Annotated in this window: 11 protein-coding genes; 10 read left to right on the plus strand and 1 reads right to left on the minus strand. The window is 42.6% G+C overall.

What is annotated here, in order from left to right; all coding sequences use genetic code 11:
- The first annotated feature begins 37 nt into the window (after positions 1-37).
- The 4 genes from DXB54_RS08120 (at position 38) to DXB54_RS08135 (ending at position 6,734) form a co-directional block, all read left to right on the plus strand.
- Positions 38-2,707 carry a YfhO family protein gene (locus DXB54_RS08120; RefSeq protein ID WP_118694839.1) on the plus strand — a complete coding sequence of 890 codons (2,670 nt, stop codon included), beginning with the start codon at positions 38-40 and terminating at the stop codon, positions 2,705-2,707.
- A 71-nt stretch (positions 2,708-2,778) separates the two neighbouring features.
- Complete coding sequence (locus tag DXB54_RS08125) at positions 2,779-4,236, plus strand: LTA synthase family protein (protein WP_118694840.1); 1,458 nt, start codon at positions 2,779-2,781, stop codon at positions 4,234-4,236.
- 1 nt (position 4,237) lies between these two features.
- Positions 4,238-5,701 carry an LTA synthase family protein gene (locus DXB54_RS08130; RefSeq protein WP_118694841.1) on the plus strand — a complete coding sequence of 488 codons (1,464 nt, stop codon included), beginning with the start codon at positions 4,238-4,240 and terminating at the stop codon, positions 5,699-5,701.
- A gap of 28 nt (positions 5,702-5,729) precedes the next feature.
- On the plus strand, positions 5,730-6,734 hold the full coding sequence (locus tag DXB54_RS08135; RefSeq protein ID WP_118694842.1) for a nuclease-related domain-containing protein: 1,005 nt from the start codon (positions 5,730-5,732) through the stop codon (positions 6,732-6,734).
- Between the two features lie 11 nt (positions 6,735-6,745).
- On the opposite strand, the gene DXB54_RS08140 is transcribed toward DXB54_RS08135, so the two are convergent.
- Positions 6,746-7,819 (minus strand): LysR family transcriptional regulator, encoded by a 1,074-nt coding sequence (locus DXB54_RS08140; protein ID WP_118694843.1) that lies wholly within the window; start codon positions 7,817-7,819, stop codon positions 6,746-6,748.
- A 126-nt stretch (positions 7,820-7,945) separates the two neighbouring features.
- Between DXB54_RS08140 and leuC the strand changes: the two genes are divergently transcribed.
- The 6 genes from leuC to ilvB all read left to right on the plus strand — a co-directional run bounded on the left by leuC (position 7,946) and on the right by ilvB (position 15,767).
- The gene (leuC, locus tag DXB54_RS08145) at positions 7,946-9,211 is read left to right on the plus strand and encodes a 3-isopropylmalate dehydratase large subunit (RefSeq protein WP_118694844.1); all 1,266 of its coding nucleotides are present in this window, start codon (positions 7,946-7,948) and stop codon (positions 9,209-9,211) included.
- A gap of 14 nt (positions 9,212-9,225) precedes the next feature.
- Positions 9,226-9,714: a 3-isopropylmalate dehydratase small subunit gene (gene leuD / locus DXB54_RS08150; RefSeq protein ID WP_118694845.1), complete on the plus strand. Its 489-nt coding sequence runs from the start codon at positions 9,226-9,228 to the stop codon at positions 9,712-9,714.
- Positions 9,715-9,812: 98 nt separating this feature from the next.
- On the plus strand, positions 9,813-10,592 hold the full coding sequence (locus DXB54_RS08155) for a hypothetical protein (RefSeq protein WP_118694846.1): 780 nt from the start codon (positions 9,813-9,815) through the stop codon (positions 10,590-10,592).
- A gap of 118 nt (positions 10,593-10,710) precedes the next feature.
- On the plus strand, positions 10,711-11,796 hold the full coding sequence (leuB, locus tag DXB54_RS08160) for a 3-isopropylmalate dehydrogenase (protein WP_021939294.1): 1,086 nt from the start codon (positions 10,711-10,713) through the stop codon (positions 11,794-11,796).
- A 586-nt stretch (positions 11,797-12,382) separates the two neighbouring features.
- The gene (gene ilvD / locus DXB54_RS08170) at positions 12,383-14,053 is read left to right on the plus strand and encodes a dihydroxy-acid dehydratase (protein ID WP_118694848.1); all 1,671 of its coding nucleotides are present in this window, start codon (positions 12,383-12,385) and stop codon (positions 14,051-14,053) included.
- 37 nt (positions 14,054-14,090) lie between these two features.
- The gene (ilvB, locus tag DXB54_RS08175; protein ID WP_118694849.1) at positions 14,091-15,767 is read left to right on the plus strand and encodes a biosynthetic-type acetolactate synthase large subunit; all 1,677 of its coding nucleotides are present in this window, start codon (positions 14,091-14,093) and stop codon (positions 15,765-15,767) included.
- Positions 15,768-15,879 lie beyond the last annotated feature (112 nt).

Raw genomic sequence — 15,879 nt, forward strand, 5'->3', positions numbered from 1 at the left:
GGTGTCATGCGCTTTGAAGATATGTAGGGAGATTTGTATGACAGAGAATAAAAAGAAAAGATGTATATGGTTGTATTTCGTGGCATTTGCAATTCCGGTGCTTACCATGCTTGCCCATATGTTTCTTACTAATTGCTATCCTTTCGGGGGGAATACTATTTTAATAGGCGATGCGGACAGCCAGTATGTACCTTTCTTAAGTTATATGGTGGAGAGATTTAAGAATGGAAGTTCTCTGCAGTTTGACTGGCACGGAGGATTGGGCTATGACTATTATGCTACATTTTTTTATTATCTTGCCAGTCCGTTTAATCTGCTGATGTTCCTGTTTGGTACATCCCATGTGGAGCTTGGGGCACTGGTGATATTCCTTGTGCAGATAGGCGGATGTGGTGTTACGGCTTTGTATTTCTTCAGACATACAAGATATAACAAGCTTACAACAGGAAGAGACATGATGAGTCTGCTGTTTGCTTCAGCCTATGCAATGTGCGGCTATATACTGGCATATCAGTATAATTTCATATGGCTTATAAGCCTTATGCTCACTCCGCTGGTATTGCTTGGCATAGAATATATGGTTGACAGGAGAGATTACAGGTTATATTTTGTCTCCCTGCTTCTTACATTGATCACTAATTTTTATTTTGCCTGGTATGTGTGTATATTCGCAGTGATCTATTTCATAGACCAGCACTATGATGGGGCGAAGGATTTCTTTAAGAAATTTTTGAAGTTCGTATGTGCTTCGGTTGTGGCTGCACTTTGTGCCGCAGTGGTGCTTGTGCCATGTTATCTCAGCATATTAAACAGGGATGTGGATACGAGCTGGTATACGCTTAACAGCTTCGGATATGGATATTTCGGCAATATAGGAGAGTTCTTCCAGGGATTTTTCTTTGCTGCATGGATGAACCCTAACGGAGATACATTCTTTGTAAATAACAATTACTGCGGTATCTTTACTGTGGTGCTTGCGGTTATGTTCGCCTTTAATCCAAAGCCTGAGAGACATCATAAGATAAAGAGGATAGTGGAGCTTATGATTATATCTGTTGCCTTTAACTGGATGACAACAGCCTATGTGCTCCAGGGCTTTACTGTTCCTCACAGCTATCTCAGCCGTTTCATGTTTATCCTTATAATGTTCCTGCTTATAACAGCCCTTGAGGGAATAGACGGACTTGAGGATATGAGATACAGGTGGATCGGTGCAGCATTTGCAGTGTTTGCGGTAATGTATGCACTGGCACTTATATGCGGTGACCAGTTAAACAGTGCAGGCTGCCTTATGGCAACTGCGTTGATAGGTGTGTACTATGTTATATGCATAGTGCTGTTTAAGAAAAAGAGTATCAAGAAGATAAGCCTTACGGTGAATCTACTGGTGCTTGGCATTGCGGAGTTATTTGTCAATGCCATAATTTCAGGAGAGGAGAATTATTCCTACTCAAATCTCAAGAAGATAAATTATGAGGGCTGGAAGCCCTTGTATGACAGTATAGAGACAATGCCGGGTGAGAGGAAGACTTCATGGATGGGCAATACAAATACAGCTTGTTGCTCAGACGGAAGTATATTCTCATCAGTAATAAATTCCGATGTGTTAAAGCTCTATAAAGGACTTGGAATGACATACCAGAAGAATGGTGGTGTTTATGCTTACTTTGGCACAACACCGATTTCTGCGCCACTGTTTAACATGAGATATGTGCTTACGGATAATCTGCTGGGTTTTGGAGGTTACGGTGTGGCAGGAACTGCAGGTGACAGCTACATTATGGTAAATGAGGGGGATATCGCTCCCGGAATGGTCATGCCTGAGTCTGTACTGGACTGGGATGTAAGCAATGTTTATGATGAAGGGGGAAGGATAGGTGTAACACCTATAGATATCCAGAATGAGCTTACAGATAAGGTCATGGGTATTGGTAAGGCGTTTGACGAGTATGAGCCTGGCAATCTCCAGACCTCGACCTACCTGTGCGTGGCTCTCGGAAAGAAAAAGAGAATCAATGATCTGGGTCTTCCGAGGTATCTTAAGAAGAGAGACTCCATATGGTATCAGAACCTGGGACTTGATCCTGATTCAAAGTCCATGATAAATGTGGAGTTTGTAGTAAGAGAAGCTACCGATCTGTATGCATACATAAGTGATGAGATCAATTCCGTAACTTACAGCGTTGAGATAGATGGTGAGCAGGCAGGGATAAATCTTTATCCAAGCCCGGCAGGAATAGCCCACATAGGAAATCTTCAGGTGGGCCAGAGAGTCCGTATAACTGTTGCCAATAACTCTACGGCTCTTGGATATGGTGTGGCAACTATAAAACTTTATTCTCTTAATGAGGATGTGGTCGGCAGATATTATGAGAGGATAGGGGAGTCAGTATTAAAGATCGACTCATTTGAAGATAGGGATATAAAAGGCTCTGTAAATGCCGCAGAGGATGGTATCCTCTATATGTCTGTACCGTATTTCAAAGGCTTTAAGGTATATGTGGACGGAAAGCAGGCTGAGATAGTTAAGGTTGGCGGTGCAATGCTTGGCGTAAGGATAAGTGCCGGAGAACATGATATACATATTACGTACAGAACCTATGGCCTTGTTCTTGGTGGAATATTAAGCTGTATTGGTGTACTCATGGTATTGGCATATGTCATTGTGTCGAGAAAGCGGAATCAATCTATGATAAAAAAGGATTGATCTATGATAAAAAAGGATTGATCTATGATGAGAAAGTAGATTGATTTATGGCAAGAAAGCGGGACTGATTTATGGCAAGAAAGATCGGAAGGATAATACTTAATGTACTTGTTTGTATAATATTAATGGCAGGGGTATGTCTGATGGTCACCACCAGGTGGGAGATAAACAACATAGGGCAGAGCAGGTTTGACAATATATTATTCTCCATATCAAACAGGCTTGACGGAGCTAATCTTCAACCATTTTATAATTTGATAATCTTCAATATCATTGCTGTGGTGGTGATAGTGGTGGTGTCGGTGATAATATTCCGGGTTAGCAGAAAATCTGCACATGGCAGGTTGTACAGGAATATTTATATTGCTGTTGCCGGTGCGATCCTTTGCTGTGGAATATGCTATTCGGGTGTTAAGCTTGGAATATTCGACTATGTGAAGGGGCATTACGTAAAGACACAGCTTTATGAGAAAAATTATGTGGCGTATGAGGCAGATAAAGTAGAATTTCCTGAGGATGGGGATAAGAAAAATCTTGTATACATATACCTTGAGTCCATGGAGCGGACATATGCTGACAGAGCTGATGGTGGTGCAATGGATGAAAACCTTATTCCTAAGCTTACTGAGCTTGCCATGGAAAATGAAGAATTTTCCGTTGACGATGTTCTTAACGGAGCTTATGTGACCACGGGAACGGATTGGACTGCCGCAAGTCAGGTGGCTCAGACTTGTGGTGTACCGTTAAAGGATTATACTAAGGCAGATAGCTTTCTTCCGGGGGTTACAAGCATTGGGGATATACTTAAGGACAATGGCTATTCTCTTGAATACATAGGTGGTTGTTCTGCGTCATATGGTGAGCTTGAACAGTATTTTGCCGAGCATGGCAGCTATTCCATAAGAGACTATAAGTATATGAAGGGAAACAGTCTCATACCTGAGGGGTATTACGTTAATTGGGGAGTTGAGGATGAAAAGGTATTTGATCTTGCAAAGGATGAAATAACGAGATTACAGGAGAAAGGTGAACCATTTGCAGTATCTATTGCCACAATGGACACACATTTTCCTGACGGCTATAAGTGCAGACTGTGTGGTGACACTTCAGATATACAATATGAGAACTCTATAATGTGTTCGGATTCCCAGGTGTATGTTTTTGTGGAGTGGCTTCGCAAGCAGGATTGCTATGATGATACGGTTATAGTATTATGTGGTGATCATCTTACGATGGATCAGAAGTATATTAACCAGAAGGGTGTTCCGGATAAATATGAAAGAAAGGTATATACTACTATAATTAATTCGACTTGCAGGTATGACATAGACCATACCAGAAAATACTCATTGTTTGACATGTATCCCACAACCCTTGCTGCTATGGGAGTAAAGATAGAGGGAGACAGATTGGGCTTAGGTGTGAATTTATATTCGGACGTTCCTACATTGGTGGAGGAGATGGGACTTGATAAGCTTAACAGTGAGCTTGAGAAGAAGTCGGTATATTATGATGAGAAATTAAAGTGATATGAATAGAGTTTTTAAGATTTTAGGTAAGATATTTTTAGTGGTTTTTCTGACAGTATCGCTGCTGTGTGCACTTGTATCGGGATGGCTTGTGAGTCATCTGGGAACAAGAGATTTATACGGAACCATATTCTCCATAACCCAGGGAGGCGACGGGGCGAATATGGAGCCGTTTTATTCTATAATTGCCAAGAGCATAATCCTGATAGTTGTAACTGTTGTGGGTTCGGTGGTTCTGTTCAGGGTGTTCAGGAACCGGGGCAGAAGATGGTTCTATTCTGTATACATTATGGCGGTGATATCGGCGTTTATAGTATGTATGCAATATTCCGAGGATGAGGTTGGACTGCTTACACTTATCAAGGGTCAGATAACTGAGACGACATTATTTGAGGATGAGTATGTGGATCCTGATGACGTGAAGATAACATTTCCGGAGGGAAAGAGAAATCTCATATATATATCCATAGAGTCCATGGAGGATACATTTTCCTTGGGGCAGTACGGAGGTGCCCTTGACAGGGATGTGATACCTGAGCTTACTGCGTTGCAGCTTGATAAGGACAATGTGAACTTTACTGCTGAGCATAATATGTTAAATGGAGCATATACCCCGGCAAATACAGCCTGGACAGCCGCAAGCCAGGTGGCTCAGACCTCAGGTGTTCCCCTTAAGGACTATGGAAGCACGGACAGATATATGCCGGGAATCGTAAGTATTGGTGACATACTTAACAGCTACGGATACAAACAGGTGTATATTGCAGGCTCTTACATGTATTATGCGGATATGAGCGAATACTATAGGCAGCATGGCAGCTATGAAATGCAGGACATGCATTATGCAGTGAAGAACGGATTGGTTCCTTCGGATTATTTTGAGAACTGGGGATATGAGGATGAGAAGCTGTTTCAATTTGCCAGGGATGAGCTTAGTAAGATAGGGGATAGCAGACAGCCCTTTAATCTGTTTATAGCCACAATGGATACACATTTTCCTGATGGTTACAAATGCAGGCTGTGCCCGGATGATTCTGATATACAGTATGAGAATGTACTTTCCTGTGAGTCAAGCCAGCTTGAGAGTTTTATAGAATGGGTGAAGGAACAGGATTTCTATGAGAATACCACCATAATCCTCTCCGGGGATCATCCTACCATGGAGAAGCGGTATATAAGGGAAAAGAATGTATCTGACCGGTATGACAGAAAGACTTATGTGGTCGTTATAAATTCAGGTGAGACTTACACCCTTGATTATGACAGACAGTTTACAGTCTTCGACATGTACCCGACCACTCTTGCGGCAATAGGAGCAGAGATAGAGGGGGACAGACTGGGACTTGGGGTTAATCTGTTTTCCGAGACACCGACTCTGCTTGAAAGATATGGTTATGACAAGCTTAACAGTGAGCTTGAGAAGAAGTCGGTGTATTACAATACGAAGTTAAAGGCGGGGAAGTAAAGCCGGATTTTAAAGATTGGGGGATTTTATGGGATTTGAGAAATATTGGGTTATAGGAGGAATGATTGTAGCTGTTGCTTTTGGAATTGCAATGTTTATATGTTATTCCATAAGGACGGGAAAGTATAAGGGATTTTCGAAAAATAGCCTTAGAAAATACAGGTGGATTTCAAGAGAAGATTTTGAAAAGGAAAAAAGAAAAATGCAAACGCAATTTTCAGAATTGGAATTTGATAATTTCTTTTATTTTCTAAAAAATTATGGTGGCGGATATGTACGAAGAAGCTATGGAAAGATAGTGTATCAGGATTATCTGCCAAGAGAAAAGGGAGATTTAAAGGGGATATTCTATCGTCTGGTGGTGTCTAATCACAATATTAACAGTGCTAAAAAGGAAGAATTTAGAAAATATCTTATATCCATCGGGGTGACAGGTGTGGAAAACAGACCGGAGTATGAGACCAGGGCTGCCAAGCTTGTAAACAGGGAGACAGAAGAGCAGAACTACATACGAAAGGAGGTTGGAAATTTAGGCGAGAAATTGGCAAGGGCTGAACTCAGTAAACTAATACCTTTGGGTTACAAGGTGATAAACGGACCTAGACTTAAGTGGAATAAGAAGGTGCATGAATATGACCATATTGTAATTGGCGATAATGGTGTATTTTGTGTTGAAACAAAGGCGTTTGGGATGACGGACGGCAAGGAGACTGTGGCGAAGCTGCTTATAAGCAGTTCGGATCAATGGACTATAAAGAAGGGCGAAAAGATCAGGCAGGTGAAATCACCTACAAGCCAGATACTGGCGGAAAAGCTGCATCTGGAGGAGATACTGTTAAAAAAATTCATACCGGTCAATGCGGTGTTGCTATTATGTAACAGGAAACTTACCGTAGAACATAGGGAGGAGCTTTTATACCCGGTGATAAAAATAGACGGTATCGTTGAGTACATACATAACTTTAAAGGTCATATCATCGAAACGGATAAGGAGTATATTTTAAGAGCTATAGATGGCAGCAGGGAGAATTAGGAAAGTGAATTTTATTCCTGTGCTTTACAATACTCAAGAAACTTAACAAGAGCAGTAGACATTTTCTTCCCGCTGTGGAAGGAGAAGCCTACTGTTCTTTTTTCTATTTCGGCGGGCAGGGGAAGTTCTATTATCTTGCCTTCATTAAGGGCGTCCAGTGCGAACTCCCTTACTACGCTGGCAACGCCCATGCCGATGGAAGCGAAGTCTACAAGGAGGTCCATGTTGTTTATCTCAAGGAGCTGGCTCGCCTTTATTTTGTGTTCCATCATGTATCTGTCCACATGCTGTCTGGTGACGTTGCCATCTTCAAGCACAAGGAGATTGGACTCCTCAAGAAGACTTAAGGTATCGGCACCATCCATGTTAAAAGGAGTCTTTAGTACAGGGATATTCGCTGCATCATCAATGGTGCGGATTTTGGACATGGAGTCTTGTGCCGGAGCCTGCATGGTGGATTGGCCTGGAACACCTAAAAATGCACCGATGCTTCCCATCAGCATATTCTCCACCGGAGTATTGGCGCTCTCATCATTATGGGATGAAAGGAAGCTGTCTATATAGTCATAATTTGCCACGAAGATATCATGAATTTCCTTGACCGGATGGTAGTTAAGTCCCTTTGGCAGATCGGTGTTGCAGATAAGTCCGATGTCAATGGAGTCATTTTTTAACAGACTTATAGTATTTATGGTGGAGTGGCAGTCTATACTTATCCTTATGTTGGGATTTTCCTTGATGAAATCCTTAAGGTAGTCGATAAGCACATATCTGCACAGAGAGGTGCTCACTCCGATCCTTATGTGTCCCATGCCTGTTTCGGAGTATTTCCTTACATTCTCCTCCCCCTGATCCAGGTTGTCCAGGGCGCGTTCAACGTATTCGTATAAAAGGTGTCCTTGCTCTGTGAGTGATACTCCTCTTGAATTTCGATGGAAGAGCGTGGTGCCAAGCTCAGCTTCAAGCTTAAGAATTGATTTACTTATGGCGGGCTGGCTGATGAACAGCTCCTTGGCTGCACGGCTGATATTGCCACACTTGGCTACCGTATGGAATATAATATAATTGTTGAGATTATCTATCATGGAAAATACCTCCTGGGTATAACTATAAATCATAATAATTATTACTATTATGTATTACAATTATATCATGCCATATGATAAAATCAACACAGTTGATAATTTAAACACAATAAGGAGGAAAATCTAATGGGTATGACAATGACTCAGAAGATATTGGCTGCGCATGCAGGACTTGATTCAGTCCAGGCAGGACAGTTGATTGAGGCTGATTTGGATCTGGTGCTTGGTAATGATGTTACAACACCTGTTGCCATTCATGAGATGGAGAAGTTTAATAAGAAGGAAGTATTTGACAAGACTAAGATAGCTCTTGTAATGGATCATTTCACGCCTAATAAAGATATTAAGAGTGCTGAGCACTGTAAGTGTGTAAGACAGTTCTCTGCAGCGAATGAGATCAAGAATTTCTTTGACGTTGGTTCGATGGGAATAGAGCATGCATTGCTTCCGGAAAAAGGACTTATAGTTGCAGGTGAGACCTGTATAGGTGCTGATTCACATACATGTACATATGGTGCTCTCGGAGCATTTTCAACAGGCGTTGGAAGTACAGATATGGCAGCCGGTATGGTTACAGGAAAGGCATGGTTCAAGGTACCATCAGCAATTAAGTTTAACATTGTTGGCGAGAAGGCACCTTACATAAGCGGCAAGGACGTTATCCTTCACATCATCGGCATGATCGGTGTGGACGGAGCACTTTATAAGTCAATGGAGTTTGTTGGTGACGGTATCAAGAACCTTACCATGGATGACAGATTTACCATTGCCAATATGGCTATCGAAGCAGGTGCTAAGAACGGCATCTTCCCTGTAGACGAGCTTACTGAGGAGTATATTAAGGAACATTCAGATAAGCCATATACAAAGTATGAGGCTGACGCCGATGCAGAATATGATGAGGAGTACACTATTGATTTAAGTACACTTAAGCCAACAGTTGCTTTCCCACACCTTCCTGAGAATACAAAGACTATTGATGAGGTTGGGGACATCAAGATAGACCAGGTTGTCATCGGTTCATGTACAAATGGACGTATCTCAGATATGCGTATCGCTGCTGAGATAATCAAGGGCAGAAAGGTCGCAGACGGAGTGAGAGTTATCGTTATTCCTGGTACTCAGGCAGTTTATCTCCAGTGTATCAAGGAAGGCCTTATGACAATATTTGTTGAGGCAGGTGCAGTGGTTTCAACTCCTACATGTGGTCCGTGTCTTGGAGGGCATATGGGTGTTATGGCTGCCGGAGAGAGAGCAGTATCCACCACAAACCGTAACTTTGTTGGACGTATGGGACATGTTGATTCAGAGGTATACCTTGCCAGCCCTGCTGTTGCAGCAGCTTCAGCTATCACAGGTAAGATCAGCAGCCCGGCAGAGCTTGGATTATAGAAAGGAGAATTGATATGAAGGCACATGGAACAGTACATAAGTATGGAGACAATGTAGATACAGACGTTATCATTCCTGCAAGATATCTGAATTCTTCTGATCCTGCAGAGCTTGCGAAGAGCTGCATGGAGGATATCGACAAGGATTTCGTAAAGCGTGTTAAGCCGGGAGATATCATGGTGGCAAGAAAGAACTTCGGTTGCGGCTCATCAAGAGAGCATGCACCTATAGCCATCAAGGCTTCAGGGATAAGCTGTGTTATAGCAGAGACATTTGCAAGAATATTCTATAGAAATTCTATCAATATAGGACTTCCTATCATTGAGTGTCCTGAGGCGGCAGAAGCCATTGAGGCAGGAGACGAGGTAGAGATAGACTTTGACAGCGGTATAATCTACGACGTAACAAAGGGAACCCAGTACAAGGGTCAGGCGTTCCCGCCGTTCATGCAGGAGATTATTAAGAGCGAGGGTCTTATAAATTACATCAACAGTAAGAATTAAGGAGATTTTTACACATTACCGGCACGTTAGAGGTGATGTGGGAAAATAGATTAAAGATGTTTCCTGGCTGATATCAGGAAGTTTAGAAGGAGGAAAGTATGAATCTTAAAAACGACAACAATTATAACGGATATGATCCAAGTCAGAATGCCACAACCCAGGGCTACGATAACCAGACATTTGGTGGACAGAACTACGGCAACCAGTATGGACAGCCGAATAATGACGGACAGAACTACGGCGACCAGTATGGACAGCCGAATTATGACGGACAGAACTATGGCAACCAGTATGGACAGCCGAATTATGACGGACAGAACTATGGCAACCAGTATGGACAGCCAAATTACGGCGGACAGAATTACAACCAGCCATATAATCAGCCTATATATACCAATCCGAGCACAGTTTCATCAAACGGACTTGGGATGAAGTGGTATAAATTCATAATCTATGTGCAGTTATTTTTGTCTGCATTGACAGGGCTTGTTAATGGTATAAAATATATAACAGGGTCAGTATATGGAAATGCGTCTGAGAGAGAAACAATATATGCATGGTTTCCAAGCATGAAGACGGTGTCAACCATCACCGGTATCCTCATGCTCGCTGCGGCGGTCGTTGCTATAATTGCAAGACAGAAGCTGGCAGGCTTTAAGCATGATGGCCCTATGTTCTATTACATTACATGTGGAATTTCAATAGGTGCATCTCTTATATACTGCATTGCAGCATATTCAGAGCTTAGCAAATACAGCTGGCTTGTTGATACATCAAGTTATCTCGCAGGAAGTATTATCGGTATACTTATCTCAGTTGGTCTTCTGATTGCAAATATCATATATTTTGGACACAGAAAAGATATGTTTACCAATTAATATCTGCAATATAAGTAAAGATCAAGGCGTGACAGGTTCTCGTAAAGGGAGCCTGTCATTACTTAATGATAGCGGATGGATAAAACTCTACGGAGATTGAAAATGGAGGAATACAGTAATGAAATGCAATCTTGCGGTTATTAAAGGTGACGGAATAGGACCTGAGGTAGTCACAGAGGCTATGAAGGTTCTCGATACGGTAGGAAAGATATACGGGCATGAATTCGACTATGAGGAGATCCTCATGGGTGGATGCTCAATAGACGCAACAGGAGTGCCTCTTACAGATGAGGCAGTTGCCATAGCAAAGTCAAAGGACGCAGTTCTTCTTGGCTCAATAGGCGGCAACACATCAACATCCCCATGGTATAAGCTTCCACCTAACTTAAGACCGGAAGCAGGACTTCTTAAGATAAGAAAAGAACTTGGATTATTTGCCAATCTTCGTCCTGCAAATCTCTATGATGAGTTAAAGGATGCCTGCCCACTGAGAGCTGAGATAGCAGAGCGTGGCTTCGACATGATGATGATGAGAGAGCTTACAGGCGGACTTTATTTCGGCGAGAGAAAGACAGAAGAGGTTGATGGCGTAATGACAGCCGTTGATACCCTTACATACAATGAGAACGAGATCAGAAGAATTGCCATCAAGGCATTCGACATTGCCATGAAGAGAAGAAAGAAAGTTACTTCTGTAGACAAGGCAAATGTCCTTGATTCATCAAGACTCTGGAGAAAGGTTGTAAATGAAGTGGCAGCCGATTATCCTGAGGTAACACTCGAGCACATGCTGGTTGACAACTGTGCAATGCAGCTTGTAAAGGATCCTGCACAGTTTGATGTAGTACTTACAGAGAATATGTTCGGAGATATCCTTTCAGACGAGGCTTCTATGATCTCAGGATCTATCGGAATGTTGTCGTCAGCGTCTCTTAATGAGACAAAATTCGGAATGTATGAACCATCAGGCGGATCAGCCCCTGACATAGCAGGCATGGACAAGGCAAATCCTATCGCCACCATCCTTTCGGCAGCTATGATGCTCAGATATACATTTGACCTTGATAAAGAGGCTGACGCCATTGAGGCAGCAGTAAAGCAGGTACTTAAAGACGGCTATAGAACTATAGATATTCATTCAGAAGGAACAACTCTTGTAAGCTGCTCCGAGATGGGTGATCTTATTTCAGAGAGAATTAAATAGGTACTTGGAAATTTTGAAACAAAATGTATATTTCCACATTCACATATAAATGTATAGCCATACACGTGAATTTTACTACTCGGTTCGACCAGCTTATTAACCAGCAGTCGCCCAAACTCGGAAAAATCATCACTCGCTTTACTCATAATGATTTTTCCTCAAACATGGGCTTTATGCTGGTAGCAAGGTCAAACCTCATAACGAAAAATTCACTATCGTCTGGACTTATACATTATATGTGAATGTGGAACTGATCATATACACTATTATATAATTTCAAAATATGAGCGAACGGTATCATATGCCACAAGTGGACATATGAGCCCACCGGTACTTGGCGAGATATTTCGAGCCTTAGTACCGCTGTAGGGCGAATAGAGCGGGAGCGTTCCACGGCTGGCATATTGATATAGTGAGCGTATTTTGTAAAATATTTTATAAAAAATCAGAAAGTATATGAGCCCCATATAACAGCAATTGCGAAGGAATTGTGTCAAGTTTTCTATGAAAACTTGACATGTAGTGTTAGCACTCGCCGCAGGCGATTTATTATGGGCTGATGTTCAATAGGAAAGGAAGTATAGAAATGAAAAGTGATAATGTAAAAACAGGAATGCAGCAGGCACCACATCGTTCCCTTTTCAATGCCCTCGGCATGACAAAGGAAGAGCTTGAAAAACCATTAGTTGGTATTGTCTGTTCATATAATGAGATAGTACCCGGACATATGAATCTTGATAAGATCGCCCAGGCAGTAAAGCTGGGAGTTGCAATGGCAGGCGGTACACCAGTTATGTTCCCTGCTATCGCAGTGTGTGACGGTATTGCCATGGGTCATATCGGAATGAAGTATTCACTGGTAACAAGAGATCTGATCGCAGACTCAACAGAGGCCATGGCTATCGCACATCAGTTTGATGCATTGGTTATGATCCCTAACTGTGATAAGAATGTTCCCGGACTTCTTATGGCAGCAGCAAGAGTAAATGTTCCTACAGTATTTGTATCAGGCGGTCCAATGCTTGCAGGTCACGTTAAGGGACATAAGACAAGTCTTTCAAGCATGTTCGAGGCTGTGGGTTCATATGCAGCCGGAACAATGAATGAGGATGACGTATACGAGTACGAGTGCAAGACCTGTCCTACATGTGGATCATGTTCAGGTATGTACACAGCGAATTCAATGAACTGCCTTACAGAGGCACTTGGTATGGGTCTTCCTGGAAATGGCACGATCCCTGCCGTATACTCTGAGAGAATAAAGCTTGCAAAGCATGCAGGTATGGCAGTTATGGAGATGTACAGAAAGAACATCCGTCCAAGAGATATCATCACAAAGGACGCAATATTAAATGCCCTTACAGTAGATATGGCCCTTGGATGTTCAACAAACTCAATGCTCCATATCCCTGCTATTGCCCATGAAATCGGATTCGACTTTGATATAGCATTTGCAAATGAGATCAGTGCCAAGACGCCTAACATCTGCCACCTTGCACCTGCAGGCCCTACATATATGGAAGACCTCTATGAGGCAGGCGGTGTATACGCAGTTATAAATGAGCTTAAAGAGGCAGGACTTATACATGAGGATTGCATGACAGTTACAGGAAAGACCATCGGCGAGGCTGTAGAAGGTCATGTAAACAGAAATCCTGAGGTTATCAGACCGCTTGATAATCCATACAGTAAGACTGGCGGACTTGCAGTACTTAAGGGAAATCTTGCACCGGATGGTTCAGTTGTCAAGCGTTCGGCAGTTGTTCCTGAAATGCTTGTTCATGAAGGACCTGCAAGAGTATTTGAATGTGAAGAAGATGCTATCGCAGCCATCAAGGGCGGCAAGATCGTTCCTGGTGACGTGGTAGTTATAAGATATGAGGGACCTAAGGGTGGCCCTGGTATGAGAGAAATGCTTAACCCAACATCTGCTATTGCAGGTATGGGACTCGGCTCATCAGTTGCCCTTATTACGGACGGACGTTTCTCAGGTGCCAGCCGTGGTGCTTCCATTGGACATGTAAGCCCTGAGGCTGCCGTAGGCGGACCTATAGCTCTTGTAGAAGAGGGAGATATCATTAAGATAGATATAAACAATACTACACTTACTCTTGATGTTCCTGATGAGGTTCTTGAGGCAAGACGTGCAGCATGGAAACCAAGACAGCCTAAGGTTACAACAGGTTACCTTGCAAGATACGCAAGCATGGTTACATCAGGTAACAGAGGTGCCGTTCTTGAGGTTCCTACAAAGTAGTATTTATTAGGATAAAAGTAGTAGAAAGGAAATTAACATGTCAAAATTAACAGGTTCTGAGATTGTAATAGAGTGTTTAAAAGAGCAGGGTGTTGATACGGTATTTGGTTATCCGGGAGGAACCATCCTTAACGTGTATGACGCACTGTACAAACATCAGGATGAGATAAATCATGTCCTTACATCCCACGAGCAGGGTGCAGCCCATGCCGCAGACGGATATGCAAGAGCAACAGGTAAGGTTGGCGTATGTATGGCCACATCGGGTCCCGGTGCCACAAACCTTGTAACAGGTATTGCTACAGCTTATATGGATTCAATTCCTATCGTAGCCATCACTGCAAATGTTGGTGTGAACATGTTAGGTAAGGACAGCTTCCAGGAGATAGACATCGCCGGTGTTGTAATGCCTATCACAAAGCACAGCTTCATTGTTAAGTCAGTTGAAGAGCTTGCTCCAACCATAAGAAGAGCATTTAAGATTGCCAAGTCAGGCAGACCGGGTCCTGTGCTTGTGGATATCACAAAGGATGTTACGGCTGCAGAGACGGATTATGAGCCGGTTGTTCCTGAGGAGATATCTCCTGTTACAGATACCATTAAGTCCGAGAGCGTTGAGAAGGTTCTTGAGATGATCAAGGTTTCAAGAAGACCATACATCCTTGTGGGTGGTGGTGTTACTCTTTCAGGTGCTTCAGAGGAGCTTGCTGAATTTGTAGAGAAGGTTGACGCTCCTGTATGTGATACACTTATGGGCAAGGGAGCATTTAACGGCAATTCAGAGAGATATACGGGTATGCTTGGTATGCACGGTACAAAGGCTTCAAACCTTGGTGTCAACAGAGCAGATCTTCTTATTGTTATCGGTGCGAGATTTTCTGACAGAGTTGTGGGAAATGCAGCTAAGTTTGTTCCAAATGCCAAGATCATCCACATTGATATCGATGCAGCGGAGATAGACAAGAATATACCTACAAATGCCAGTATCATAGGCGATGCCAGAGAGATCCTGAAAATCCTTAATGCAAGACTTGCAGCCCAGTCAAATAAGAACTGGATGGCAGAGATAGAGGCACTTAAGGAGAAATATCCTGATCCATACAACATGGATGTTCTAACAGGACCTGTTGCCATAAGAAAGATATATGAGCTTACAGAGGGCAAGGCTATAATCACTACTGACGTAGGACAGCACCAGATGTGGGCAGCTCAGAACTATGTATTCAGTGAGCCAAGAACATTACTTACCTCCGGTGGTCTGGGAACCATGGGATACGGTGTCGGTGCATGTATCGGTGCCAAGTACGGAAGACCTGACAAGGTGGTTATAAATATTGCCGGAGACGGATGCTTCAGAATGAACATGAACGAGATTGCCACAGCGGCAAGATACAATGTTCCGATCATCCAGGTGGTACTTAACAACCATGTGCTCGGTATGGTAAGACAGTGGCAGACGCTTTTCTATGACCACAGATACTCGAATACAGTGCTTAATGATGGCGTGGATTTCGTTAAGGTTGCGGAAGGTCTTGGTGCAATTGGCATAAAGGCAACAACCGTAGAGGAGTTTGAAGCTGCCATGAAGACTGCACTTTCAGCAGGAAGACCGGTGGTTATCGACGCCCAGATCCATGAGGATGACAAGGTATGGCCTATGGTTGCTCCGGGAGCTGCTATAGATACATGCTTTGATTCATCAGATATTGAGTAATGAATAATCGGAATTATATTTACATACAATTAATCAGATTTTTCTATACTATTTGTTGAAAAAAGTCAGATAAATTCATTTATAAGTTGAAAAAAATGTAAATTTATAGTAA

This window comes from Coprococcus sp. OM04-5BH, from assembly GCF_003482105.1.
Taxonomy (GTDB): domain Bacteria; phylum Bacillota; class Clostridia; order Lachnospirales; family Lachnospiraceae; genus Coprococcus.

Excerpts from the sequence above, each read along its gene's own strand:
- DXB54_RS08120 (WP_118694839.1), top strand. The coding sequence starts at position 38 with ATGACAGAGAATAAAAAGAAAAGATGTATATGGTTGTATTTCGTGGCA.
- DXB54_RS08125 (WP_118694840.1), top strand. The coding sequence starts at position 2,779 with ATGGCAAGAAAGATCGGAAGGATAATACTTAATGTACTTGTTTGTATA.
- DXB54_RS08130 (WP_118694841.1), top strand. The coding sequence starts at position 4,238 with ATGAATAGAGTTTTTAAGATTTTAGGTAAGATATTTTTAGTGGTTTTT.
- DXB54_RS08135 (WP_118694842.1), top strand. The coding sequence starts at position 5,730 with ATGGGATTTGAGAAATATTGGGTTATAGGAGGAATGATTGTAGCTGTT.
- DXB54_RS08140 (WP_118694843.1), bottom strand. The coding sequence starts at position 7,819 with ATGATAGATAATCTCAACAATTATATTATATTCCATACGGTAGCCAAG.
- leuC (WP_118694844.1), top strand. The coding sequence starts at position 7,946 with ATGGGTATGACAATGACTCAGAAGATATTGGCTGCGCATGCAGGACTT.
- leuD (WP_118694845.1), top strand. The coding sequence starts at position 9,226 with ATGAAGGCACATGGAACAGTACATAAGTATGGAGACAATGTAGATACA.
- DXB54_RS08155 (WP_118694846.1), top strand. The coding sequence starts at position 9,813 with ATGAATCTTAAAAACGACAACAATTATAACGGATATGATCCAAGTCAG.
- leuB (WP_021939294.1), top strand. The coding sequence starts at position 10,711 with ATGAAATGCAATCTTGCGGTTATTAAAGGTGACGGAATAGGACCTGAG.
- ilvD (WP_118694848.1), top strand. The coding sequence starts at position 12,383 with ATGAAAAGTGATAATGTAAAAACAGGAATGCAGCAGGCACCACATCGT.
- ilvB (WP_118694849.1), top strand. The coding sequence starts at position 14,091 with ATGTCAAAATTAACAGGTTCTGAGATTGTAATAGAGTGTTTAAAAGAG.